General features: G+C 69.6%; 23 protein-coding genes. 14 read left to right on the top strand and 9 right to left on the bottom strand.

Translation table 11 applies throughout. The features are described 5' to 3' along the window. Positions 1-18: 18 nt before the first annotated feature. Positions 19-450, bottom strand: a complete 432-nt coding sequence (locus tag AS97_RS18965; protein ID WP_059144482.1) for an ATP-binding protein — start codon at positions 448-450, stop codon at positions 19-21. A gap of 213 nt (positions 451-663) precedes the next feature. Here AS97_RS18965 and AS97_RS18960 point away from each other — a divergent pair, with 213 nt between their 5' ends. Further along, complete coding sequence (locus AS97_RS18960; RefSeq protein WP_210565333.1) at positions 664-2010, top strand: hypothetical protein; 1347 nt, start codon at positions 664-666, stop codon at positions 2008-2010. Between the two features lie 97 nt (positions 2011-2107). On the opposite strand, the gene AS97_RS18955 is transcribed toward AS97_RS18960, so the two are convergent. Both AS97_RS18955 and AS97_RS18950 read right to left on the bottom strand, forming a co-directional pair. Next, complete coding sequence (locus AS97_RS18955; protein WP_210565332.1) at positions 2108-3157, bottom strand: NAD(P)-dependent alcohol dehydrogenase; 1050 nt, start codon at positions 3155-3157, stop codon at positions 2108-2110. A 103-nt stretch (positions 3158-3260) separates the two neighbouring features. Continuing rightward, positions 3261-4181: a helix-turn-helix transcriptional regulator gene (locus tag AS97_RS18950; protein ID WP_210565331.1), complete on the bottom strand. Its 921-nt coding sequence runs from the start codon at positions 4179-4181 to the stop codon at positions 3261-3263. A 301-nt stretch (positions 4182-4482) separates the two neighbouring features. Between AS97_RS18950 and AS97_RS18945 the strand changes: the two genes are divergently transcribed. The 3 genes from AS97_RS18945 (at position 4483) to AS97_RS18935 (ending at position 7552) form a co-directional block, all read left to right on the top strand. Continuing rightward, complete coding sequence (locus tag AS97_RS18945; RefSeq protein WP_210565330.1) at positions 4483-6201, top strand: RDD family protein; 1719 nt, start codon at positions 4483-4485, stop codon at positions 6199-6201. 165 nt (positions 6202-6366) lie between these two features. Further along, complete coding sequence (locus AS97_RS18940; protein WP_210565329.1) at positions 6367-6942, top strand: RDD family protein; 576 nt, start codon at positions 6367-6369, stop codon at positions 6940-6942. A gap of 103 nt (positions 6943-7045) precedes the next feature. After that, on the top strand, positions 7046-7552 hold the full coding sequence (locus AS97_RS18935) for an RDD family protein (RefSeq protein ID WP_059144476.1): 507 nt from the start codon (positions 7046-7048) through the stop codon (positions 7550-7552). Here AS97_RS18935 and AS97_RS18930 read toward each other — a convergent pair. Further along, positions 7538-7819: a hypothetical protein gene (locus tag AS97_RS18930; protein ID WP_086706499.1), complete on the bottom strand. Its 282-nt coding sequence runs from the start codon at positions 7817-7819 to the stop codon at positions 7538-7540. The two genes, AS97_RS18935 and AS97_RS18930, sit on opposite strands and share 15 nt — an antisense overlap. A 400-nt stretch (positions 7820-8219) precedes the next feature. On the opposite strand from AS97_RS18930, the gene AS97_RS18925 reads away from it, so the two are divergent. Continuing rightward, positions 8220-10523, top strand: coding sequence for an immune inhibitor A domain-containing protein (locus tag AS97_RS18925; RefSeq protein WP_247204416.1), 2304 nt, complete (start codon positions 8220-8222; stop codon positions 10521-10523). A gap of 133 nt (positions 10524-10656) precedes the next feature. Then, positions 10657-10971: a hypothetical protein gene (locus tag AS97_RS18920; protein ID WP_059144473.1), complete on the top strand. Its 315-nt coding sequence runs from the start codon at positions 10657-10659 to the stop codon at positions 10969-10971. A gap of 90 nt (positions 10972-11061) precedes the next feature. On the opposite strand, the gene AS97_RS18915 is transcribed toward AS97_RS18920, so the two are convergent. Further along, a complete protein-coding gene (locus AS97_RS18915) occupies positions 11062-11646 on the bottom strand; it encodes a nicotinamidase (protein ID WP_059144472.1) in 585 nt (194 codons plus the stop codon). 71 nt (positions 11647-11717) lie between these two features. Then, positions 11718-13052: a nicotinate phosphoribosyltransferase gene (locus tag AS97_RS18910; protein WP_059144471.1), complete on the bottom strand. Its 1335-nt coding sequence runs from the start codon at positions 13050-13052 to the stop codon at positions 11718-11720. An 83-nt stretch (positions 13053-13135) separates the two neighbouring features. Between AS97_RS18910 and clpS the strand changes: the two genes are divergently transcribed. The 8 genes from clpS (at position 13136) to AS97_RS18875 (ending at position 18803) form a co-directional block, all read left to right on the top strand. Then, positions 13136-13447: an ATP-dependent Clp protease adapter ClpS gene (gene clpS / locus AS97_RS18905; RefSeq protein ID WP_086706501.1), complete on the top strand. Its 312-nt coding sequence runs from the start codon at positions 13136-13138 to the stop codon at positions 13445-13447. Beyond that, on the top strand, positions 13447-14058 hold the full coding sequence (locus AS97_RS18900) for a DUF2017 domain-containing protein (RefSeq protein ID WP_210565327.1): 612 nt from the start codon (positions 13447-13449) through the stop codon (positions 14056-14058). The genes clpS and AS97_RS18900 overlap by 1 nt, the downstream gene beginning before the upstream one ends. Before the next feature lie 213 nt (positions 14059-14271). Next, positions 14272-15687, top strand: coding sequence for an amino acid permease (locus tag AS97_RS18895; protein WP_210565326.1), 1416 nt, complete (start codon positions 14272-14274; stop codon positions 15685-15687). 161 nt (positions 15688-15848) lie between these two features. Next, on the top strand, positions 15849-16274 hold the full coding sequence (locus AS97_RS18890; RefSeq protein ID WP_210565325.1) for a M67 family metallopeptidase: 426 nt from the start codon (positions 15849-15851) through the stop codon (positions 16272-16274). A 91-nt stretch (positions 16275-16365) separates the two neighbouring features. Further along, positions 16366-16482 carry a putative leader peptide gene (locus tag AS97_RS49025; RefSeq protein WP_014061047.1) on the top strand — a complete coding sequence of 39 codons (117 nt, stop codon included), beginning with the start codon at positions 16366-16368 and terminating at the stop codon, positions 16480-16482. A 93-nt stretch (positions 16483-16575) separates the two neighbouring features. After that, a complete protein-coding gene (locus AS97_RS18885; protein ID WP_210565324.1) occupies positions 16576-16908 on the top strand; it encodes a MoaD/ThiS family protein in 333 nt (110 codons plus the stop codon). Further along, positions 16908-17858: a cysteine synthase gene (locus AS97_RS18880; RefSeq protein WP_059144465.1), complete on the top strand. Its 951-nt coding sequence runs from the start codon at positions 16908-16910 to the stop codon at positions 17856-17858. Before AS97_RS18885 ends, AS97_RS18880 begins: the two co-directional genes overlap by 1 nt. Positions 17859-18050: 192 nt before the next feature. Then, positions 18051-18803 carry an MBL fold metallo-hydrolase gene (locus AS97_RS18875; RefSeq protein ID WP_210565323.1) on the top strand — a complete coding sequence of 251 codons (753 nt, stop codon included), beginning with the start codon at positions 18051-18053 and terminating at the stop codon, positions 18801-18803. A 72-nt stretch (positions 18804-18875) separates the two neighbouring features. On the opposite strand, the gene AS97_RS18870 is transcribed toward AS97_RS18875, so the two are convergent. The 3 genes from AS97_RS18870 to AS97_RS18860 form a co-directional block, all read right to left on the bottom strand. After that, positions 18876-20180 (bottom strand): glycosyltransferase, encoded by a 1305-nt coding sequence (locus AS97_RS18870; RefSeq protein ID WP_210565322.1) that lies wholly within the window; start codon positions 20178-20180, stop codon positions 18876-18878. Beyond that, positions 20177-22300: an ABC transporter transmembrane domain-containing protein gene (locus AS97_RS18865; protein ID WP_210565321.1), complete on the bottom strand. Its 2124-nt coding sequence runs from the start codon at positions 22298-22300 to the stop codon at positions 20177-20179. Before AS97_RS18865 ends, AS97_RS18870 begins: the two co-directional genes overlap by 4 nt. A gap of 63 nt (positions 22301-22363) precedes the next feature. Beyond that, positions 22364-22558, bottom strand: coding sequence for a hypothetical protein (locus tag AS97_RS18860; RefSeq protein WP_069863733.1), 195 nt, complete (start codon positions 22556-22558; stop codon positions 22364-22366). Positions 22559-22654: the final 96 nt, after the last annotated feature.

The raw sequence follows: 22654 nt of genomic DNA, 5'->3' as shown, positions 1-22654 counted from the left end.
CCAAGCCGTCGAGCAGCATCACGGGGCCGCCTTCATTTCGGCCCAGCAACGCTTACGGTTCGGCCGCCGCGCGGGGCCCAACAGGTCGTAGCCCCACCGGTCGGCAAGAACGTCGACCAGGATCAGGCCCCGCCCGTCGGTGTCGTCGCCTCCGGGGGTGCGCAGCATCGGCACCCGGGACGGGTCCATGTCCACGATCGCCAGGTACAGCCGGTCATTCGCCGGGCGGTCCACGATCACGCGCAGGCTGTGCCCCCGGGCGTGGTTCACGGCGTTGGTGACGAGTTCGGACATGGCCAGCGCGGCGGCTTCCGCCGTCTCGTCGCCGAGGCCCCACGCGGCGCACGCCGTGCGGACCAGGCCGCGAGCCACGGACGCCGTCTCTTTTGTGCGCGGGTGGGTCTCGCTGTAGCCCTGGCATCCCGTCGCGCGGGCTCTGCTTGCCGTCATCGTTATGGATCACGCCTTGGTCAGGGGGGGCGGGGGAAAGCCGCGCCGGTCCTTCTAGGAGGTTGAGGGTGAAGAAACCGGTGCGACCGTCAACCGGCCGCCCGGTCTCGATCACCGAACGGCCGGTAATCACTCAACTCCAGTGCGTGCATCGGGGTAAGGGAGCAGAGTGGAGGCACGGTTGAACTGGTTGAACACAGCTCGGGGGTCGGAATGGCACGACGACTGCGCACGCCGAACAGGGCTCTCGCGGGCCTGATGCAGACGGAGGGGATCGGAAACGCGCAGCTTGCGCGGCGCACAAACGCCGTCGGAAAAGAACTCGGGGTCACGCTGCATTACGACAAGTCGAGCGTTTCGCAGTGGCTCGCCGGCAGTACACCGAAGCCGCAGGCACGGCCCGCGATCCTCGAAGCGCTCTCCCGACTCGCTGGGCGGCCGGTAACGTCCGCCGAAGTCGGCTGGGGGGACGATCCGGCCGAAGAGCGCGATGTTGTTTCTGGAGTGATGGCGCTGAGCCGAGCAGATATGGAACCGTCCCGCCGCAGCGTGCTGACCGCGGCTATGTACGCGGCCACGCTGGTGGTCCCCACATACGACGAGCTAGCCGGGGAACCGGACCAGCGTGTGAAGGACACCCGCGCGGGGAGCCCTCTTCGTATCGGAATGAGCGACGTTGAGACCGTGGCCAAGATGACGGACAAGGTCGCCGAGATCCTGGACGAGATCGGAGCTGGTCACGCTCGGCCGATGGCGGCGGCGTTCATCACCAACACCATCGGCACCTATCTGCGCGCTGACGCCTCGGACAAGGTGCGCAAGGCCATGCTCGCGGCCGTCTCGGACTTCGTGTACCTCACGGGCTGGATGGCGATGTATGAGATGAAGCAAGGGCTTGGGCAGAAGTATTACCTGCGCGCGCTCGATCTCGCGGCGAGGGGCGAGGACCACGTCACCTACTGCCGGACCCTGCGAGGCATGTCCTTGCAGGCGTCCCACCTCGGCTACGGGCCAAAGGCGTTGGAACTTGCGGACGCAGCAGCGGAGGCAGCACCCGCATCCGGGCCGCGTCTGGTGGCGTTCCTGCGTGGACAGCAGGCCGCTGCGGCGGCGATGACCGGCGACCGGAACACCGCTGTGACGCGCTTGCGTGAGACGGAGGCCGCGCTGGCTCAGGCGGACAGCCGGCGGGATGCCGTGGGTGGGTACGACGAAGCCGCCTTCCACTTCCACGAGGCGCACGTCAGGTGGTCACTCAAGGACGGGCCGGGCAGCATCAAGGCCCTGCGCCGCTCCAACGCCGCCCGCAGCCTCCAGGAACGTCAGGGGCGAGTGCACTGCCTTGGGGTGATCGCTCAACGGCAGATGGCCATGCGGCACGTCGAGGCGGCCTGTGCCACCTGGAACGAGTTCCTCGACGAGCACCAGATGATCAGCTCTGCGCGGGGGGATGAGCACCTGCGGAACCTGCGCACCGGCCTCAAGCCGTATGCGTCGCTGCCGGTTGTGCGCAGTGTCGCCGAACGGGCGCGCGAAGTCGCCCATCTGAAGGCAGCTTGAAATAAAGATCTGAGACGGTGAGGCCGCCCGGACCCGGGGGTGGTCCGGACGGCCTCGGCTTCAGAACGCGATCACGCCTTCAGGAAGGCGATGCCGATCAGGCCTTCAACGAGGCGATGTCGATCACGAAGCGGTACCGCACATCGCTGCTCACGACGCGGTCGTAGGCCTCGTTGATCTGGTCGGCGTTGATCACCTCGATCTCCGCGCCGAGCCCGTGCTCGGCGCAGAAGTCGAGCATCTCCTGGGTCTGCCGGATGCCGCCGATCTTGGATCCCGTCATCGACCTCCGACCCATGATCAGCGAGAACTGGCTGAACGCGCTGGGGTTCTCCGGCGCGCCCACGTGCACCAGCGTGCCGTCCAGCTTCAGCAGCGACAGATAGCCGTCCAGCGGGAGGTTCGCCGAGGTCGTGTTGACGATCAGGTCGAAGGTGCCGGCCAGCTCGGTGAAGGTGGACTCGTCGCCGGTGGCGTAGAAGTGGTCGGCGCCCAGCCGCAGCCCGTCGTCCTTCTTGCGGAGCGTCTGGCTCAGCACGGTCACCTCGGCGCCCATCGCATGGGCGATCTTCACGCCCATGTGGCCGAGGCCGCCGAGGCCCACGATGGCGACCTTCTTGCCGGGACCGGCGTTCCAGTGGGCCAGCGGGGAGTAGAGGGTGATCCCGGCGCACAGCAGCGGGGCGGCGACGTCCAGCGAGATGCCCTCGGGGATGCGCAGCACGTAGTTCTCGTCCACCACGATGTGGGTGCTGTAGCCGCCGTAGGTGGGGGCGCCGTCGTACTCGTTGCCGTTGTACGTGGTCACCTCGCCCTTGAGGCAGTACTGCTCCTCGCCGGCGAGGCAGTTCTCGCACTCACGGCAGGAGTCGACGAAGTAGCCCACGCCGACCCGGTCGCCGACGGCGTACTCGGTGACGGCGGGGCCGACCTCGGCGACCACACCGGCGATCTCATGGCCGGGCACCATCGGGAAGAGAGCGGTGCCCCACTCCTCGCGGGCCTGGTGGATGTCGGAGTGGCAGATACCGGCGTAGGCGATCTCGATCAGCACGTCGTGCTCGCGCAGGGCGCGGCGCTCGACGGTGGTCCTTTCCAGCGGGGCCTTCGGAGCGGGGGCTGCGTAGGCGGTGACGCTGGTGGTCATAAACGTGTCTCCCTGCGACGAACTAGGAAAAAGAGGATGGGTGAAGGGAAGGGGGAAGGGTGTGCGGGGGAGGGGGGAAGGGTGTGCGGGGAAAGGGGTGGGATCAGGGGGAGACGTCGGAGGACGGTGCCCCCGAAGGACGCGCTTCGGACGAGGGCGCGGAGGGATCGGCCGAGGGAGTCGCGGTCCAGCTCGCCAGCAGCCGCAGGGCCGCCTCGGAGGGGGAGCCGGGCTCGACCGTGTGGATGTACAGAGCCTGGTCGGGATCGCCGGGCACGGTCACGTTCTCGTAGGCCAGCGTCATGTCCCCGACCACTGGATGGTGGTAGAGCTTGACGCCGTGGGTCTTCTCCCGCACGTTGTGGTCGGCCCACCAGGTGCGGAACTCAGGGCTCTTGATGGTGAGCTCGCCCACGAGCTCGGTCAGCCGGGGATCGTCGGGATGACGCCCGGCCTCCAGCCGGAGGGATGCCACCCCCTCCGCCGCGACCGTCTCCCACTCCGGCCACAGCGAACGGGCCGCCTCGTCGAGGAACATGAAGCGGGCCATGTTCCGCTCGTGGTACGGGAGCGCCTCGAAGTCGATGATCAGTGCCCGGGCCAGCTGGTTGGAGGCCAGGACGTCGCCCCTGCGCCCGAGGACGAAGGCCGGTGAGATTCCGTCCAGCGTCCGCAGCAGCGCATGCACCCCGGGCCGCACCCGCTGGGGGCGGGGCGGCCGGCGGCGCACCGTGCGCCGGGGGCGCGGCCGGGTCAGCTCGAAGAGGTACGCGCGCTCGGTCTCGTCGAGCTGCAGCGCACGGGCCACGGCGTCCAGCACCGTCTCCGACACATTGAGGTGACGGCCCTGTTCCAGACGCGTGTAGTAGTCCGTGCTCACCCCGGCCAGCTGCGCCAGTTCCTCGCGGCGCAGCCCCGGCACTCGACGGGGGCTGTCGTTGGTCACGCTCACGCCCGCGTCCCCAGGGCTCAGGCGAGCCCTGCGGCTCCGCAGGAACTCACTGAGCTCGGTATTGCGGTCCATGGGTTCCAGTATTGGCAACGGAAAGGCCAACCGAGCGTGTCAGAGTAGGTCTGTTGAACCTAGGCCGGGTGGTGCCAGGCGGGCCGTCGCCGCTCGTAAGGTTTTGTGGCGCTCGCACGGGAGAGTGGTGGAGGAGCTGTGGGCGCCGTCGGCGGGCCGGTCTGATAGACCATGACAGCGCGCGTTCCGGGTTGCACAGCGGCTCCTGTACGGCAAACTGCTTACGCCCCCCTCACCGCGAGGCACCGTAAAGGCGCAGCGCAGTACAGCACGGCCGAGCAGATATGGGACATCGGAGATCATGAGCGCCCCTACCTCAGGATCCGCGGACGGCAGCTCCATTCCTGGCTTTTATCCTGATCCGTCCATCCCCGGCTACATCCGTTACTGGAACGGTGCCGCCTGGGTGCCCGGCACCAGCCGCCCCGCCCCGGCCGCGGGCGAGGCCATGCCCGCGCCGCCGCCCGGCGTCACCCATACCCAGGTGATCAGCCCGGCGCCGGACGAGACGGGCCCGATGTTCCTGGACGAGGAGCCGGAGCCGCGGCCCGCCGAGGAGACCGGCAGCGCCCTGCCCGAGCTGCGCCGGAGCGCCGAGATGGACGTCCGGGGCGCGGGCGGGCCGCCCGAGGCGGCGGCCGGTGGCATGGGGCCCCAGCCGGTGCCGCCCGGTGGCGTCCCGGCCCCCGTCGACTGGAACGATCCCCAGCGGCTGTACGGCACCCGTCCCGATGCCGGGTCGACCTGGCAGGCGGACGCGTCCCGGCAGGGCGGATTCGGCGGTGAGCAGGACCGCCGGATCTCCTGGGGCTCGGATACGGACGCCCCCGGCGGCGCCCAGGCCGGTGGCGGGCAGTGGCCCGGGGTGCCCGACCCGCGGCGGGCGGGCCCGGGCGAGGGCGCCGGTCGCGATGAGGGCACGTTGACCATGCGCGGGGGCGGCAGCGGAGGGACGGTGGACCGCTCGACGCAGGCCCTGCCGCCGGTGCGCCGGGCCCCGGAGCTGCCCTCGGCGGACGACGCGGAGACGCCCGCCGCGGCGGGCGACGGGACGATGACGATCCGCGCGGTGGGGCGCGGCGACGGAGCGGCGCCCACGACGGGCCAGGGCCAGGGCCAGGGCCAGGGCCGGAACCCGGCGTCCGGCCGTGACGACGGGACGATGGCGATCCGGGCGATCGGCCGCGGCGGCGCGCGCAAGGGCGCCGAAGCGGCACCTCCGGCCCAGCCCCCGCACCAGCCCCAGCAGCCCCAGCAGCCCCAGCAGCCCCAGCAGCCCCAGCAGCCTCCGCAGACACATCAGCCTCAGCAGCCCCCACAGCCGTACCAGCCCCAGCAGCCCTTCGGCGGTATCCCCGCCCAGGGCGGCGGCCCGGCCTGGCAGCAGCAGGGGCACCCGTTCGCCCAGCAGCCCGGCCCGGCGCAGGGCGCGCCGCAGGTCGCACCGCATGGTGCCCCGCCGGGCGCGCCCGAGGGCGTCATCCCCTGGAAGCCGCCCGTCGACAACCCCTTCCTGCAGGCCGCCCAGGCCCAGGGACGGCCCGCCCCGCTCGGCCGTCGCCTCGCCGCCCGGCTGATCGACACGGTGGTGCTGCTCGGCGTCGTCGGCGCCGTCGCGTTCCCGCTGTGGGGCAAGGCGAGCGACCACATCGACGAGAAGGTCGAGACGGCCAAGCAGAGCGGTGAGACCGTCACGGTCTACTTCCTGGACGGCACGACCGGCGGCTATCTGGGCATCGTCCTCGGTCTGCTGCTCGTCCTCGGCATCGTCCTGGAGACGCTGCCGACCGCCAAGTGGGGCCGCACGCTGGGCAAGAAGCTGAGCGGGGTGCGGGTGCTGGACATCGAGGGGCACGACACCCCGTCGTTCGGCGCGGCGCTGCGCCGCTGGCTGGTCTACTCGGTGCTGGGGGTGCTCGTCATCGGTGTGCTGAACGTGCTGTGGTGCCTGTTCGACCGCCCGTGGCGGCAGTGCTGGCACGACAAGACGGCCCGCACCTTCGTCGCGGCGGCCGACTAGGCCGCGGCGGAGTGAGCACGGCCGCGGCGGAGTGAGCGCTGCTGCTCCCCTCCCGACCATCGAGCCTCCCTCCCGCCCGCCCCCACTGAGGCGGATGGACGATCCCGGTCGCCCGAACGGTGCGCGCCGGATGCGACAGGCCCGGCTCCGGGGTCGACTCGGGCCATGAGCACCGACCAGCCGCCCCCCGGGCCCGATGAGCCCCGGGACCGGGACAGCAGCGATCCGTTCGCCAAATATCCACGGGCGAACGGCTCCCCGTACGAGGAGCGCACCGCCGGGGCCGAGCCGCACGCCGGGATGCCTCCGCTCGCGCACCTCGGCCGCCGTCTGATCGCCCGGATCATCGACGCGCTGCTCATCGGCATCCCGGTCGGGCTCGTCCTGAGCGCGATCACCGGCGGCTACGACCCGGTCGACGGCAGCGCCCGTTCGACCATCGTCACGCTGATCTACGTCCTGGTCTACTTCGTCTACGAGGGGCTGATGCTGACCCGGGACGGCCAGACGGTCGGCAAGAAGGCGATGAAGATCCGGGTCGCCCTGCTGGAGAACGGCCAGCCGCCGGCCGGCCCGGCCGGCTGGGTGCGCGCCGGGGTGTACGCCCTGCCCGAGATCGTGCCCTGCTGCGGCTTCGTCTTCTGGCTGATCAATGTGTTGTGGTGCACCTGGGACCGGCCCTATCGGCAGTGCCTGCACGACAAGGCGGCCAAGACCCTCGTGGTCTCGGCGGTGCCCTGAGCTTCGGCCGTGCCCTGAGCTTCGGCCGTGCCCTGAGCGCCAGTGCCCCTGAGGTGCCACCCTGAGCTTCCGGTCCACCGGGAGCGCTGATGTAATCGGGGGCATGGCCCCCGACCCGCTGTCCTCGCCCCCGCACGCGTTCCCCACCGGGATGCCCCCGCTGGCCACCCCTGGTCAGCGCTTCGCCGCCCGGCTCATCGACATCATCGTCCTCGGCGTCATCTGGACGGTGGCGCTCATCGCGACCGGCGCGCTCCAGTACACGTTGGACCACCCGGGCGAGCAGGACATGGGCAAGGTGACCCTCGCACTCATCATCACGATGGCCCTCTACTTCGGCTACGAGGGCGTCATGCTGGCCCGCAGCGGACAGACGCTCGGCAAGAAGGCGCTGCGCATCCGGGTGGCGATGCTGTCCGACGGGGATGTGCCGGCCGGTCAGGGCTGGGTCCGCGCGGCGGTCTACGTCCTGCCCGGGATGCTGATCCCGCTGCTCGTCGGCACGGTCTTCTGGCTGGTCAACTCGGCATCACTGCTGTGGGACAAGCCGTTCCAGCGCTGTCTGCACGACAAGGCCGCGCGGACCGTGGTGGTGTCAGCCGCGCATTGAGTCGGCGTGCGCCCGGGTGCGCGCCCCCGCTGAGTCGGCCGGTCCGGACCCCGCCGCGGGGCCGCTGGTGCGGACGGTGCGGCTGGGGCGGGAGACCCGGGCCACCGGCACGGTGACGGCGACGAGGAGCCCGGATGCGAGCCCGACCACGGTGACCACCGCGATACCGAGTCCCGATCGGGTCTGGGACAGCAGCAGCATGGCGAAGGTCGAAAGAACGACGGTGGCCGAACCATAGGCAAGCTGTGCAGGAGTCGGACGCGGCATGGCGGTATCCGTCCTCGGGGGCGATATGCAGGGGGCATGGGTCAGGCTGATGTGACCGTCAGCTTGACTCTACGGTGGTGAATGCCCGAGGGGAACGGAAGTAAGCGTGACCTCACCCACGGCGCCGTTGCACAGGGGGCGCACGGAATCATCGGTCTCTCCAACCGGCGCGCACGGCGCGCCCGGTGCTGTCCGTTAACCGGAACGCCGGGATCGCAGAACGTACTTGTCTCATCAGTCCAAGTCAAGGTCTGTCTTTTCGCCTGCCACTCCGGTCAAATGTCCGGCACCGGTGTGAAAGGGGAGGACTGAGCGAGTGAACAGCCAATGGAGAACGGCCAGATCGGCCGCCATAGCCACGGTGGTGGCCGCGCTCGGCGCGGCGGCACTCTCGACTGGCATGGCTCAGGCGGACGCGCCGTCTACGCGTGTTGAGCGCCATGATCCGGCGCCCGCGAAGACGGATGTCCAGCACGATCTCGAGGGCCCGTACAGCAAGCAGCAGGAGGCGCAGCGCCAGGAGGCGCTGCGTCAGGTCATCTCCGGTGACACCAAGGCGGCCACGCGCGGGGCGTCGAAGGTGGTGAAGCTCGGCAAGGGCAAGTACGTCGAGCTGGCCCGGGAGAAGACCGACAAGATCTTCACCATCCTGGTCGAGTTCGGCGACAAGGTGGACGACACCACCATGTACGACCCGGACGGTGACGGCCCCGAGCCGCCGGTGAAGAAGTACGGCGGCGACCCGGGCCCGGCGCACAACACCATCGCCGAGCCGGACCGCGCCGACGACAACAGCACGGCCTGGCAGAAGGACTACAACCGCGAGCACTTCCAGGACCTCTACTTCTCCAAGGACAAGAAGAAGCAGTCCCTGAAGAAGTACTACGAGAAGCAGTCCTCGGGCCGTTACTCCGTGGACGGCGAGGTCTCCGACTGGGTCAAGGTCGACTGGAACGAGGCCCGGTACGGCTCCAACTACTGCGGCGACACCAACTGCGCCAACGCCTGGGACCTGATCCGCGACGGTGTCAACCAGTGGGCCAAGGACCAGAAGGCGGCCGGCCGCACCGACGCGCAGATCAAGGCGGACCTGGCCGAGTACGACCAGTGGGACCGCTACGACTACGACGCCGACGGCAACTTCAACGAGCCCGACGGCTACATCGACCACTTCCAGATCGTCCACGCCGGTGAGGACGAGTCCGCGGGCGGCGGGGCCGAGGGCGAGAACGCCATCTGGGCGCACCGCTGGTACGCGTACGGCACCGACGCGGGCAACACCGGCCCGGGCGAGAACAAGTCGGGCGGTACCCAGATCGGCGACACCGGCATCTGGGTGGGCGACTACACGATGCAGCCGGAGAACGGCGGCCTCGGTGTCTTCGCCCATGAGTACGGCCATGACCTGGGCCTGCCGGACGAGTACGACACCACCGGTAAGGGGGAGTCGTCCGTCGCCTACTGGTCGCTGATGTCCGCGGGATCGTGGCTCGGCACCGGTAAGGACGCCATCGGCGATCTGCCCGGCGATATGAACGCCTGGGACAAGCTGCAGCTCGGGTGGCTGAACTACGCCTCGGCCAAGGCCGGGAAGAAGTCGACCCACACGCTCGGGGTCGCCGAGTACAACACCAGGAACAAGCAGGCGCTGGTCGTGGAGTTGCCCGCCAAGCCCGTCACCACCGAGGTGGTCGCCCCCGCCGAGGGCACCAAGCAGTGGTGGAGCGGGATGGGGGACGACCTGAAGAACACCCTCACCCGGTCCGTGGACCTCACCGGTAAGTCCAAGGCGAGCCTGGATCTGCAGGGCTGGTGGGACATCGAGGAGAACTTCGACTACCTCTACACCGAGGTCTCCACCGACGGCGGCGCCAACTGGACGCCGATCGACGGTACGGCGGACGGCAAGGCCATTCCGCGCGACGCCGGTGACAAGCCCGCGCTGACCGGCACCGCCGGGGCGTACAAGAAGCTCTCCTTCCCGCTGGACGCCTACGCGGGCAAGAAGATCGAGCTCCGCTTCCGCTACCAGACCGACGGCGGTGTGGCGCAGAAGGGCTTCGCGGCCGACGCGATCACCCTGACCGCCGACGGCGCCCCGGTCCTCAGCGACGGCGCCGAGGGCGATGACAACGGCTGGACCGCGAACGGCTTCTCGCGCATCGGCGCGTCCTTCAGCAAGGACTACCCGCAGTACTACATCGCCGAGAACCGCCAGTACGTCTCGTACGACACCACCCTGAAGACCGGTCCGTACAACTTCGGCTGGGCCTCCACCCGGCCCGACTGGGTCGAGCACTTCCCGTACCAGAACGGGCTGCTGATCTGGCAGTGGGACACCTCGCAGCCGGACAACAACGTCGGCGTCCACCCGGGCAGCGGCCTGATCCTGCCGATCGACGCGCACGCCACCCCCGAGAAGTGGGCGGACGGCACGCTGATGCGCAACCGGATCCAGGCGTACGACTCGCCCTTCAGCCGGCTCCCGTCGGACGGCTTCACGCTGCACAAGGACGGCAAGGCCGCCAAGGTGAAGCCGAAGCCGGGCATCCCGGTCTTCGATGACCACAAGGCGACGTACTGGGACAAGGGTAATCCGACCGGCAGTGTGAAGATTGCTGACACCAACACCCGGATCAAGATCCTCAAGGAGCTCCCGGGCGGCTCGACGATGACCGTCCAGGTCGGACCATCCGCCTCCTAGATCCACACCGTCTGCGTTTTCGCAGGTCAGAGCAGTAGCGGCCGTCGCCCTCTAGCGGGCGGCGGCCGTTCGCGTTTAGATGCCCCTACGACCAACTTGTTGACACGACGTCTCACGGGGGACATGACCCGCAATGGCCAACGGAGGATTCACCAAGCTGCCGGGCGGCAGCGTGGTGGTCGCACTGACGCTGCCGAGCCCGCTGGGCGAGGGCGGCGTCCGCGTCCTGGTACACGCCGTGAACCGCCAGCGCGCCCTGACCAGGCTGCGCAATCTCGGGCTTCGCGCCATCTATCTGCGCGGCAATATGGCCCCGCCGACGCCCGACGAGGTGACGGCGGTGCTGCACCATCCCGACGGGCTGGTCTGGCGCACCGCGCCGGACCGGGGAGGGGAGCTGTGGCATCCGATCGCCGCTCTGCTCAGACCGTCGGCCCCGGCCTCGTAGCGCCGGGGCCCCTCGTGGCGCCGGGGCCCGGAGGGCGGCCGCAGGGGCCGCCAGGGCGGCTGGGAGGCGCGCAGAGCGCCTCCGGCGCCCTCAGACGACCGGCTTGCCGCTGAGCTCGACCCCGGCCGCCCGCAGCTCGCCCAGGGCGCGCTCGGTCGTGCCCGGGGAGACGCCCGCGGTCAGGTCCAGCAGGACATGCGCGGCGAACCCCTCGCGGCGCGCGTCCAGCGCGGTGGCCCGCACACAGTGGTCGGTGGCGATGCCCACCACGTCCACCTCGGTCACCTCCCGCTCGCGCAGCCACTGGGCGAGCGGGGTGCCGTGCTCGTCGACGCCCTCGAAACCGCTGTACGCCGCCTTGTACGCGCCCTTGTCGAAGACCGCCTCGATCGCGCCGGAGGCGACGGCGGGCGCGAAGTTCGGGTGGAACCCGACACCCTCGGTGCCCGCGACGCAGTGCACCGGCCAGGTGTGCTCGTAGTCCGGGTTGTCCGAGAAGTGATCGCCCGGGGCGACGTGGTGATCACGTGTGGCGACGATATGGCGGTAACCGGGCGTCGCCTCCCCGATCAGATCGGTGATCGCGGCCGCGACATCCGCGCCCCCCGTCACCGCGAGGCTTCCGCCCTCGCAGAAGTCGTTCTGGATGTCGACGACGATCAGTGCCCGGTGCATGTCACCGAGGGTAGACACTCCGCGTCGATTGCGGCAGTGGGCATGCCCCGCGTTTCCCCTCATGACGCGCCTCAGGCCGTCAGGTACTCGGTGGGCAGGACCGGCTCGCCGCGCGAGAGCTGGGTCGCCGAGAGCGGCAGCCCGGCCCGGGCGGCGATATGCCGGTCCCGTGCCGCGTCCAGCGGCTCCCGGGCCACGATCTCGCCGCCGCGCACCAGCTCCACCAGCAGCTGACGGCCCGCCAGCTCCTCGGGGACCGCCCCGGTGCCGACCACCTCGGCCTCGGCCACACCGTGCTCGTCCACCCGCCGCGCCGCCCATTTGCGGCCGCCCACCGAGGACTTCGCGCCCATGGACTTCTTGGCCACCGGCAGCAGCGGCGCGTCCGGGGTGTCCGAACCGGCCCGCGCGACCAGCTTGTAGACCATCGAGCAGGTGGGGTGGCCGCTGCCGGTGACCAGCTGGGTGCCGACCCCGTACGCGTCCACGGGGGCCGCGGCCAGCGAGGCGATCGCGTATTCGTCGAGATCGCTGGTCACCGTGATCCTGGTGTTCTTGGCGCCCAGCTCGTCGAGCTGCTGGCGCACCCGGTGGGCGAGCAGCAGCAGATCGCCGGAGTCGATCCTCACGGCGCCCAGGTCCTTGCCGGCCACCTCCACGGCGGTGCGCACCGCCTCGGCGACGTCATAGGTGTCCACCAGCAGGGTGGTGCCGCTGCCGTGCGCCTGGACCTGCGCCGTGAAGGCGTCCCGCTCGCTGTCGTGCAGCAGGGTGAAGGCGTGGGCGCTGGTGCCCACGGTGGGGATGTTGTAGCGGAATCCGGCCGCGAGGTCGGAGGTGGTGGCGAAGCCGCCGACGTAGGCGGCGCGGGCGGCGGCGACGGCGGCCAGCTCATGGGTGCGGCGGGCACCCATCTCTATGAGCGGCCGGCCGCCGGCGGCGGTGGACATCCGGGACGCGGCGGCGGCCACCGCGGAGTCGTGGTTGAAGATGGAGAGAATGACCGTCTCCAGCAGCACCGCCTCGGCGAAGGTGCCCTCCACCCGCATGATCGGCGAGCCGGGGAAGTAGACCTCGCCCTCGGGGTAGCCCCAGATGTCGCCGCGGAAGCGGTAGTCGGCGAGCCAGGCGAGCGTCGGCTCGTCCACGATCCGCTGCTGGGCGAGGAAGTCCAGCACGCCCGCGTCGAAGCGGAAGTTCTCGACGGCGTCCAGCACCCGCCCGGTGCCGGCGACGACACCGTAGCGGCGGCCCTCGGGGAGGCGCCTGGTGAATACCTCGAAGACCGAGCGGCGGTCGGCGGTGCCCGCCCGCAGCGCGGCCTGCAGCATGGTGAGTTCGTACCGGTCGGTGAAGAGTGCGGTCGACGGCACGTCCACCGGCAGTCCCAAGTCCGCAGTGTCCATGGTTGACGATGCTACCTCCCGTACTCGTCAGAGTGACGAGATCTGGGTGCCGGTTTAGGCGGCGACCCGTGCCGGGTGGCAGCATGGGACGTGTGAGTGTCGCGCCCGTGGAGATCGAACGTCCCGAATCCCGTGAAGCACCCTCGTCGGTGCCGGAGCCCGACGTTCCCTGGGTGACGGTGGTCCATAACGACCCCGTCAATCTCATGAGCTATGTGACCTACGTCTTCCAGAGCTACTTCGGCTACTCCAAGGACAAGGCCAACCGTCTGATGCTCGACGTCCACCACAAAGGCCGCGCGATCGTCTCGAGCGGCAGCCGCGAGGAGATGGAGCGCGACGTGCAGGCGATGCACGGCTACGGCCTGTGGGCGACCCTCCAGCAGGAGCGCTGATGTCGGGACGTTTCGAGCCGTTGCCGGGCGGCGGCGCCGCCATCGCCCTGGACGAGGTGGAGATCTCCATCCTGCGCAGCCTGGCCATGCAGCTCGCCGAGCTGATCGGCCCGGGCGACCAGCCCGCCGGGGGCGAGGACCCCTTGGCCGCGCTCTTCGCGGACGGCCCCAGCAAGCCGCCGGAGGATCCGGCGCTCGCCCGGCTCTTCCCGGACGCCTACTCCCCGCCGGACCAGCAGCTCGGGGCGCGGGAGGAGCAGGAGGCGCGGGAGGCGTCCGCGGAGTTCCGCCGCTTCACCGAGAACGACCTGCGGGCGCGCAAGCGCGACGACGCCCTGACGGTCGTGCGCGACCTGGACTCGCTGGCCTCCGGAGCGTCCGCCGGGGCCCCGGGCGTGCTGGAGCTGGCACCGGAGAAGGCCCGGCACTGGCTGGGCGCGCTGAACGACCTGCGGCTGGCCATCGGGACCCGCCTGGAGGTCACCGACGAGGCCGACGGCGGTGAGCTGCTGGGGCTGCCGGACTCCGATCCGCGCAAGCCGATGGTCATGGCGTACTTCTGGCTCGGCGGGCTCCAGGAGACCCTGATCGAGACGCTCATGCCGGAGTGATCTCCTCCGGAAATTACTGAGTGTTCGTTTAGAGGATGCTCAACTCCGGATAACGATCACATCACCGCGCTCAGTAACTTTATTGAGCGCGGTAACTTTTGTCCGCTTCTTCCTGTGGTGTGTGCCACATGTGGCCCGCTCGGTCGGTGGGGCCGTCGTGGTAAATCTTCACGATCGCCAGACCAGCCGCCACAGGGAGAAAGGCGCAGCAATATGACCTCAGCGGCTCCTGAAGAGGACTATGAGCGGGGCCTTGGTAGTCGCCAGGTCCAGATGATCGCTATTGGCGGCGCCATCGGCGTCGGCCTGTTCATGGGTGCCGGGGCGAACATCGCCAAGGCCGGCCCGAGCATCATCCTGATGTACGCCCTCGCGGGCGTGGTCGTCTTCTTCATCATGAGAGCGCTCGGTGAGCTGCTCCTCTACCGGCGGTCCACGGGCTCCTTCGCGGAATACATCCGGGAGTTCCTGGGCCCGTTCTTCGGCTATGTGACCGGCTGGACCTACTGGCTGCTGTGGGTGGTGACCGGCATGGCCGAGCTCACGGCCGCCGCCATCTACATCAACTTCTGGTTCCCCTCGATCCCGCAGTGGGTCAGCGCCCTGGTGTTCCTGGTGGTGCTGTTCGGCGTCAACCTGATCTCGGTGAAGGTCTTCGGTGAGGTCGAGTTCTGGTTCTCGATGGTCAAGGTCACCGCGATCATCGGCATGATCGTCATCGGTCTGGGCGTGCTCACCCTCGGCTTCTCCGACGCCGGTGACACGGCGGCCGCCTCCAACCTCTGGTCCCACGGCGGGTTCTTCCCCAACGGCATCGGCGACAGCCTGATGACCCTCCAGGGTGTGATGTTCGCCTACCTCGCCGTCGAACTGGTCGGCGTCACCGCGAGCGAGTCCGAGGACCCGGAGAAGACCCTGCCCAAGGCGATCAACACGCTGCCATGGCGCATCATCATCTTCTACGTCGGCTCCCTGATGGTGCTGCTCGCCGTCGTCAAGTGGACCGAGTTCTCGGCCGGTGAGAGCCCCTTCGTGCACGCCTTCTCCAAGATCGGCATCCCGCTCGCCGGCGGTATCGTCAACTTCGTCGTCCTGACCGCGGCCCTGTCGTCCTGCAACTCCGGCATGTACTCCACCGGCCGGATGCTGCGCGACCTGGCGACCAGCGGTGAGGGGCCGAGGATCTTCGCCCGGCTCAACCTCCGCAAGTCCCCGGCCATCGGCATCACCTTCTCGGTCCTCTTCATGGCTATCGGCGTGCTCCTCAACTACGTCGTCCCCGAGAAGGCGTTCACCTACGTCACCTCGGTGTCCACGGCCTGCGGTATCTTCACCTGGCTGATGATCCTGTTCGCCCACATCCGGTACCGGCGCGCGTTCCGCGCCGGCCAGTTGCCCGCCTCGTCCTTCCCGGCTCCCGGCGGCTCGGTCTTCAGCTGGGTGGCGGTGGTCTTCCTGCTGTTCGTGACCTGCCTGGTCGCCTACGACAAGGACGCCCGGGTCTCCCTGTACGTCGGTGCCGGGTGGGCCGTCTGCCTGGTGATCGGCTGGTACGTCCTCAAGGCCCGCGGCGGTGCCCAGCCGCTCGGGCAGACCGGCGCGGCGGAGCCGGAGCTCGCGCACAAGTAAGCCGTATCGCCTTTCGGGCGCGGTATCTCAGCAGGCGGGCTCCGGACGCTGGTCCGGAGCCCGCCCGTCTCCCACCACCACCCTCAACGGAGGCTCCCCCGGACTTCGTCCGGGAGGTGCCCCCTGCGCGCCGCCCCTTTTTTCTTTCCTATTGTGTGCTCATGCTGACCATCACCCAGGCGCTCCACGACAAGATCGTCGCGCACGCCCGCGCCGACCACCCCGACGAGGCATGTGGCGTGATCGCGGGCCCGGCCGGAAGCGGCCGCCCCGAGCGGTTCATCCCGATGCTGAATGCGGCCCGCTCGCCCACCTTCTACGAGTTCGACTCGGGTGACCTGCTCAAGCTCTACCGCGAGATGGACGACCGGGACGAGGAGCCGGTCGTGATCTACCACTCGCACACCGCCACCGAGGCATACCCCTCCCGTACCGATATCTCCTACGCCAATGAGCCCGGTGCCCACTACGTCCTGGTCTCCACGGCCGAATGCGGCAATGACGAGGGGCCCGTCCAGTTCCGGTCCTTCCGGATCGTGGACGGCGAGGTCACCGAGGAAGAGGTCGAGATCGCTCCGGGCGGCTGAATGGCCTGCGCGTCTCGTATCGCGGTCGTTACCCATCCGTATCATGAGATGACCTACCGGAGTCCGGTTCGGGAATCGATACGATGAGTCCATGGTTTTCGATGACGTGAGCGAGAAGACGCCGGGCATGCTGCTCGTGGCGCGGCTCCACGTCGACCTGTGCCGGCTCGCCAGCGCGATGTGTCCGCGCCGCGCCGTGGCCGCCTGAGCGCGCGCCCGAGACGCCCCGACGCCCTTCGACGACGCCCTCCCGGCCGCTCCGGCCCGGGAGCCCACCCCGCCCTCCGACAGGAGCCCAGACATGGCCATCGAGGTCCGCATCCCGACCATCCTCCGCACCTACACCGACGGCCAGAAGGCGGTCGAGGGCAGCGGGACCACGCTCGCCGAGCTCTTCACCGACCTCGAGACCCGGCACGCCGGGATCCAGGAGCGCCTGGTCGACGGCGGTGAGCTGCGCCGCTTCGTCAACGTCTATCTGAACGACGAGGACGTCCGCTTCCTCGACGGCATCTCCACCAAGCTCTCGGACGGCGACAACGTGACGATTCTCCCCGCCGTCGCAGGTGGGGCTCTCGGGGCGGAGCCCCGTCCTGCTGGGGTGGCGGCCGGGCGACGGGTGGGCATGCTCTGATGCGGTACGACAGCCCGCTGGCCGCGGTCGGCAATACGCCGCTCGTCCGGCTGCCGCGGCTCTCGCCCTCCTCCGACGTACGGATCTGGGCCAAGCTGGAGGACCGCAACCCGACCGGCTCGATCAAGGACCGCCCCGCGCTCCACATGATCGAACAGGCCGAGAAGGACGGCCGGTTGACCCCCGGCTGCACCATCCTCGAGCCCACCTCCGGCAACACCGGCATCTCGCTCGCGATGGCGGCCAAGCTCAAGGGCTACCGCATCGTCTGCGTGATGCCGGAGAACACCAGCGAGGAGCGGCGCCAGCTGCTCGCCATGTGGGGCGCGGAGATCATCTCCTCGCCCGCCGCCGGCGGCTCCAACACCGCCGTCCGGGTGGCCAAGGGGCTGGCGGAGGAGCACCCGGACTGGGTGATGCTCTACCAGTACGGAAACCCGGACAACGCCGGTGCCCACTACGCCACCACCGGCCCCGAGATCCTCGCCGACCTGCCCTCCCTCACCCACTTCGTCGCGGGTCTCGGCACCACCGGGACCCTGATGGGCGTGGGCCGCTTCCTGCGCGAGAACAAGCCGGACGTTCAGATCGTCGCGGCCGAACCGCGCTACGACGACGTCGTCTACGGACTCCGCAACCTGGACGAGGGGTTCGTCCCCGAGCTGTACGACGAGTCCGTGCTGACCACCCGCTTCTCCGTCGGCTCCGAGGACGCGGTGGCCCGCACCCGGGAACTCCTCGCCCAGGAAGGCATTTTCGCGGGTGTGTCGACCGGCGCGGCCCTGCACGCCGCGCTCGGTGTCGCCGGTAAGGCGGTCAAGGCCGGGCAGAGCGCCGATGTGGTCTTCGTCGTCGCCGACGGCGGCTGGAAGTACCTCTCCACCGGTGTCTACACGGCGGCCACCACCGAGGAGGCGATCGCGACGCTGCACGGCCAGCTCTGGGCGTAGTCCATCGGGCCGATCGGCCGGCGGGGGGCATGGCCGGGAGCCACCCGGCTCCGTCCTGGTGATTCCGCCCACAACGCGGCCCCGTGGAGGAGCTGCCTGGGCTTTCGCGCCTTACGCTCGTGGGCACCGCATGACCCCCCGCACCCGCCCATGGCCTTCGGCATGGGGACCCCTCAAGGAGGTTCCTGCTTCATGAAGCTCACCGTCGTCGGATGCTCAGGGTCGTTCCCGTCCGCGGAATCGGCCTGCTCGAGCTACCTCGTAGAGGCCGACGGCTTCCGGCTGCTCCTCGACATGGGCAATGGCGCCCTTGGCGAGCTGCAGCGCCACTGCGGTCTCTACGACCTCGACGCCGTACTGCTGTCCCATCTCCACCCCGATCACTTCATCGACATGTGCGGATACTTCGTCGCGCGCTACTACCGGCACGACGGTGGCCGCGCCGAGGCGATCCCCGTCTACGGCCCCGAGGACACCGAGCGGCGGCTGGTCCAGGCGTACGACGACCTGCCCGATGAGAAGTCGATGCGTGAGGTCTTCGACTTCCGCACCCTGACGCCCGGCAGCTTCGACATCGGCCCCTTCACCATCCGCGCCGAGCGCGTCTGCCACCCCGTGGAGGCGTTCGGCTTCCGGATCGAGTACGGCGGGCGCTCGCTGGTCTACTCGGGCGACACGGGCCCCTGTGAGGCCCTGGTGGACCTGGCCCGGGGCGGGGACCTCTTCCTGTGCGAGGCGGCCTTCACGCACGGCAAGGAGGACATCCCGGGGCTGCACCTCAACGGCCGCGAGGCGGGCGAGCACGCGCTGCGGGCAGGGGCCGGGACCCTGGTGCTCACCCATATCCCGCCGTGGACGGACCCCGAGATCAACCAGCGCGACGCCCAGGCGGTCTTCGGCGGCCCGGTGGAGCTGGCCGCCCCGGGGATCACGTACGAGATCTGAGCCCGCCCTTCCGGAACGGACCGTCCCGGAACGGTCCGTCCCGGGAACCGCGTGGGCGGGCACCGTGCCGGGTCAGGCGGCCCCGTCCGGGAGCTGTGCCAGCACCCGGGCGAGCATCCCGAAGTCCTCGGTCACATGGTGACCGGCGCCTCGCTCGACCGACTTCTGGTACGCGGCCAGGACCGTCTCGTAGCGGCCGCTGGCGAGGGCCAGCGTCGATTGCAGTTCGAACAGACGGGCCATGAGATGGCGATTGGCCGGTTCCTCGGCGCCCTGCACCGATCCGATCTCGTCGACGAGGGCGGAGAGCCGGCCGAGGAGCCGGCTCGACTCCAGCAGCGTGCGATAGTACGTGGCCTCCACGGTCCGTCCCGCCTCGCCGAGCAGGGCCGCGTACCTCCGCAGGGCGTCGGCCTCGCCGAGCCCGAGGGCCAACTCGCACAGCAGACTCCAGGAGTCGACGATCCGCTCGGAGCGGTAGCCGGGCGGACCGGTGGGCAGGGTCTCGCCCGCATGCGCGGCCAGCAGCACGAACGCCGCGCGCAACTCCTCCTCGGACGCCGACCGGTGGTCGAGCCCGTCTCGGACCTCGTAATACACCCACTTCGGATTGTCCGGCTCCTCGGCCCGCGCCAGCCGGTCCAGCCTGACGTACCGCTCGCGCTTGCCCCTCTGGTCGACCACTTCCGGCAGATACCCGGAGTGGTCGAAGCGGGCATCGACCTGCACCCGGGCCGGGGCGCGGCCGTCGGGGTCGTACGGGTGCTCGTGGACCCGTCCCCGGAATCGGAACGGGCCGTCCGCCCGTAGCACACGCTGGGTATTGGTGTACACGGGGCCGCCCACGTCGGCGATGACGGGGGAGACGACGAAATTGGAGTCGGGCAGTAGGTAGTCGAGCACCGATAGCGCACGGCGGAGCCGGCCCGCGTGCGACATCGCGAGGACCTCGTCGGCGTCCACATGGCACAGCCAGCCGTCGGTGACCTCGCCGAAGGCGAGATTGCGCTGCCGGGAGAAGTCGTCGGCCCAGGGCGCGGACAGGATCCGCGCGTCGCCTCGGGCGCGCAGCGCCTGCTCGACGGTGCCGTCGACGGACCCGGAATCGACCAGTAGACAGTGGTCGACGTCGTCGGCGAGCGCGCGCAGACAGCCGGCGATGCGCTCCTCCTCGTTGGAGGTGAGCACGACGGCGGTCACCGGGCGGGGACGGTACGAGGCGTAGCCGGCTGCCAGGTCCGCGGGGTCGGCGGAGGACAGCGGGGTGTCCGCGAGGTCCAGCGACACGGAGGTGACCAGGGCCAGGTCGGACGCCAGGCGGGAGGCGGGGATGGCCCCGGGCACGTGGACGAGATCGAGCAGGTGCGAGAACTTCATCGCGGCAGAGGGCTTTCCTGGCAGAGGTCGGACGAGGGGGAGAGGGAGTGCTCCAGGGCGAACGCGCAGTCTCCGACGTGCCCATGCGAGACCATGATCTTCGTCCCCTCGACCGTCTGGAGCGCGTCCCAGATCCGGGCGAGGGTGCTCCGGTCGATGCCGCTGAACGTCTCGTCGAAGAGGTAGATCCGGGGGCCGTGCAGGACGGCGCGGGCGATCGACAGACGCTGGATCTGGCCGCGCGAGAACCCCGCGCCGGTCTCCCGCACCGGCTCGTCCAGCCCTTCAGGAAGGCTGTCGACGACGTCCAGGAAACAGGCGAAGCGGCAGGCATCCAGAACGTCGGCCGTGCTGTGCGGTACGCCCAGGGTCAGATTCTCGCGCAGGGAGGCGGTGAGCAGGACCGGGGTCTCCGGGACGTACAGGACGTGCCGCGGCAACTCGGCCGATGGGATATGGCTGATCTCGGCGCCACCGAGGGTGATGCTGCCCTCGTATCCAGGGTGCGCGCCCGCGAGCAGGGTGAGGAGCGTGCTCTTGCCCGAGCCGTTCGCGCCGCGCAGGAGCATGCTCGCGCCGTACGGGACATCGAGGTCGAGCCCGCGGATCGTGTCCTGCCGGGCGCCGGGATGGCGGAACCGCAGGGACCTGATCGAGAGGTCGGCCGGCTCCCGTGGCGTCTCCGCCTCTTCCGCCGGCAGCGAGAGCCGCGCGTCGTCGCGCTGCAGTACCACGTCCCGGTACCGGCCCAGGGCGGCAGAGGTGCGCTGAACGGTCACCTGGAGGGACGCGACGGAGTCCATGGCGCCGAGGAAGTAGCCGGCCATGGTCAGGAATCCGAAGACCTGGCCGACGGTGAGTGCCCCGGACATCATGCGGCTCAGCCCCGCCCAGGCCGCCACTACCGTGAAGACGGTCTGACTGGCCGTCTTGATCACGGAGTTGACGTTTTCCAGACGGCCGAGCCGCGTCTCCGACTCGATTCTGCGCCGCAACGCCCTGCTCATGCGGCCGAAGGCGTAGTCGCCCCTGCCGTAACCGGTCAACTCCATATGCCCCCGCAGGGAGTTGAGTGTCTCGGATTTAAGCGTGGCGTCCCGCTGGAGAGCTTCCGCCGCGGCGTTCCTGATGTGCGGGTAGAGGAGGACGGAGCTGAGCACGTTGACCGCGGCGGGTGGGATCAGGAACAGGAAGAGTGAGGGCCCGGTCACGAGCAGATAGCCGCCGACCGAGAGGACGACACAGATGTCGATGGCCGCCCTGACGGAGGCCGCGGTGACGAGTCCCTGGATTTCCTGCACATCGTCGATCCGGCTCACCAGGTCACCGGCTCTGCGGCTTTTGAAGTAACCGGCCGGAAGCCGCAGGAGTTTGTGCAGATAGCGTTCCGACAACTGCCGTTGGAGCGACTGGCTCAGGGCCACGATGGCGCGGCCCCGCAGATACTGGACGCCCGCTGCCGCCAGGGCGATCCCGATGAACTCGGCCGACATGACAGCCAGTGCCCGCCGCGAGCCGTCCCGCATGACGCGATCCACGGCCATCTGGACGAACAGGCTGTTCAGCAAGGCCACCAGGGCCACGACGACGGTCGCCGCCAGGATCAGCAGGAGCCGCCCCCGATGGGCGCGGACGGCCTGCCACACCAGACCGCGCGTACGGGAGGCGCGGATCCGGGCCCCCAGCGGCAGCCGCGCCATCGGCCTGTCGGTGACCAGGGCCTCCCCGTGGAAGACCTCGGCGAGGACCTCGGGCGCTACGCGCATCGGACGCTGGAGCAGTGGGTCGCCGATGATGAAGTGGCCGCTGTCGGTGGCCTCGTGGACGACAACGAAGTGCCGGTCACCGTCCTCGTCCAGCAGGATGATCGTCGGTCCCGCAAGACGTACGGCCTGCCGCAACTGGTCGGTGTCCAGCCGGAGGAGTTCGCTGTCGACGCCGTAGCCCCGCAGGACCTCGCGCAGCCGGAGCAGATTGGAGCCGCGTTCGCCGAGCCCCGTGGACTCGCGCAGGAGTGCCGCGTCGACCACGACCCCGTGCCGCATGAGCACGGCGCGCAGAGACGCCGGGCCGCAGTCGGTGTCCCCCGACTGATGGGTGTGGTATCTCTGCCACTTCACGGAAGAACTCCTGGCGGGAAAAAGAATGCGCCCGCCTCCGGGCGAGGCGGGCGCGTATCCGTACTACAGCTTGTCGCAGCCCAGCGACTTCCAGAGCTTGTAGTAGTCGCCGTAGCTGCAGCCCATAGGATTGCCGATCTGGGCGAAAATCCACTCGCACTGGGCGCGACTCGGCTTCTTGCCCTCGCCGGAGGCGGCGGCCGCCTCCTCGTCGCTGAGTGCGGCGAACTTCAGCTCACGCAGAGCTTGCAGGCTCATAGATTCCCCAGTTTGTCGTTGGCCTAGGCCATGATTGACCTGGTCGACACCGTAGGCTGAAGATTTCGGCGTGATCAAGGAGGGGATCCGTGATTA

The organism is Streptomyces sp. AgN23 (assembly GCF_001598115.1).
Lineage (GTDB): Bacteria > Actinomycetota > Actinomycetes > Streptomycetales > Streptomycetaceae > Streptomyces > Streptomyces antimycoticus.
The sequence above is the reverse complement of the archived record's forward strand: the minus strand, read 5'-3'. Positions and strand labels throughout refer to the sequence as shown.

Coding starts and splice junctions, on each gene's coding strand:
- AS97_RS18965 (WP_059144482.1), bottom strand. CDS start 450: ATGACGGCAAGCAGAGCCCGCGCGACGGGATGCCAGGGCTACAGCGAG.
- AS97_RS18885 (WP_210565324.1), top strand. CDS start 16,576: ATGGCCATCGAGGTCCGCATCCCGACCATCCTCCGCACCTACACCGAC.
- AS97_RS18930 (WP_086706499.1), bottom strand. CDS start 7,819: ATGCCGCGTCCGACTCCTGCACAGCTTGCCTATGGTTCGGCCACCGTC.
- AS97_RS18910 (WP_059144471.1), bottom strand. CDS start 13,052: ATGGACACTGCGGACTTGGGACTGCCGGTGGACGTGCCGTCGACCGCA.
- AS97_RS18950 (WP_210565331.1), bottom strand. CDS start 4,181: ATGGACCGCAATACCGAGCTCAGTGAGTTCCTGCGGAGCCGCAGGGCT.
- AS97_RS18935 (WP_059144476.1), top strand. CDS start 7,046: ATGGCCCCCGACCCGCTGTCCTCGCCCCCGCACGCGTTCCCCACCGGG.
- AS97_RS18875 (WP_210565323.1), top strand. CDS start 18,051: ATGAAGCTCACCGTCGTCGGATGCTCAGGGTCGTTCCCGTCCGCGGAA.
- AS97_RS18920 (WP_059144473.1), top strand. CDS start 10,657: ATGGCCAACGGAGGATTCACCAAGCTGCCGGGCGGCAGCGTGGTGGTC.
- clpS (WP_086706501.1), top strand. CDS start 13,136: ATGGGACGTGTGAGTGTCGCGCCCGTGGAGATCGAACGTCCCGAATCC.
- AS97_RS49025 (WP_014061047.1), top strand. CDS start 16,366: ATGGTTTTCGATGACGTGAGCGAGAAGACGCCGGGCATGCTGCTCGTG.
- AS97_RS18860 (WP_069863733.1), bottom strand. CDS start 22,558: ATGAGCCTGCAAGCTCTGCGTGAGCTGAAGTTCGCCGCACTCAGCGAC.
- AS97_RS18880 (WP_059144465.1), top strand. CDS start 16,908: ATGCGGTACGACAGCCCGCTGGCCGCGGTCGGCAATACGCCGCTCGTC.
- AS97_RS18870 (WP_210565322.1), bottom strand. CDS start 20,180: ATGAAGTTCTCGCACCTGCTCGATCTCGTCCACGTGCCCGGGGCCATC.
- AS97_RS18915 (WP_059144472.1), bottom strand. CDS start 11,646: ATGCACCGGGCACTGATCGTCGTCGACATCCAGAACGACTTCTGCGAG.
- AS97_RS18895 (WP_210565326.1), top strand. CDS start 14,272: ATGACCTCAGCGGCTCCTGAAGAGGACTATGAGCGGGGCCTTGGTAGT.
- AS97_RS18890 (WP_210565325.1), top strand. CDS start 15,849: ATGCTGACCATCACCCAGGCGCTCCACGACAAGATCGTCGCGCACGCC.
- AS97_RS18900 (WP_210565327.1), top strand. CDS start 13,447: ATGTCGGGACGTTTCGAGCCGTTGCCGGGCGGCGGCGCCGCCATCGCC.
- AS97_RS18955 (WP_210565332.1), bottom strand. CDS start 3,157: ATGACCACCAGCGTCACCGCCTACGCAGCCCCCGCTCCGAAGGCCCCG.
- AS97_RS18940 (WP_210565329.1), top strand. CDS start 6,367: ATGAGCACCGACCAGCCGCCCCCCGGGCCCGATGAGCCCCGGGACCGG.
- AS97_RS18945 (WP_210565330.1), top strand. CDS start 4,483: ATGAGCGCCCCTACCTCAGGATCCGCGGACGGCAGCTCCATTCCTGGC.
- AS97_RS18960 (WP_210565333.1), top strand. CDS start 664: ATGGCACGACGACTGCGCACGCCGAACAGGGCTCTCGCGGGCCTGATG.
- AS97_RS18925 (WP_247204416.1), top strand. CDS start 8,220: ATGGCTCAGGCGGACGCGCCGTCTACGCGTGTTGAGCGCCATGATCCG.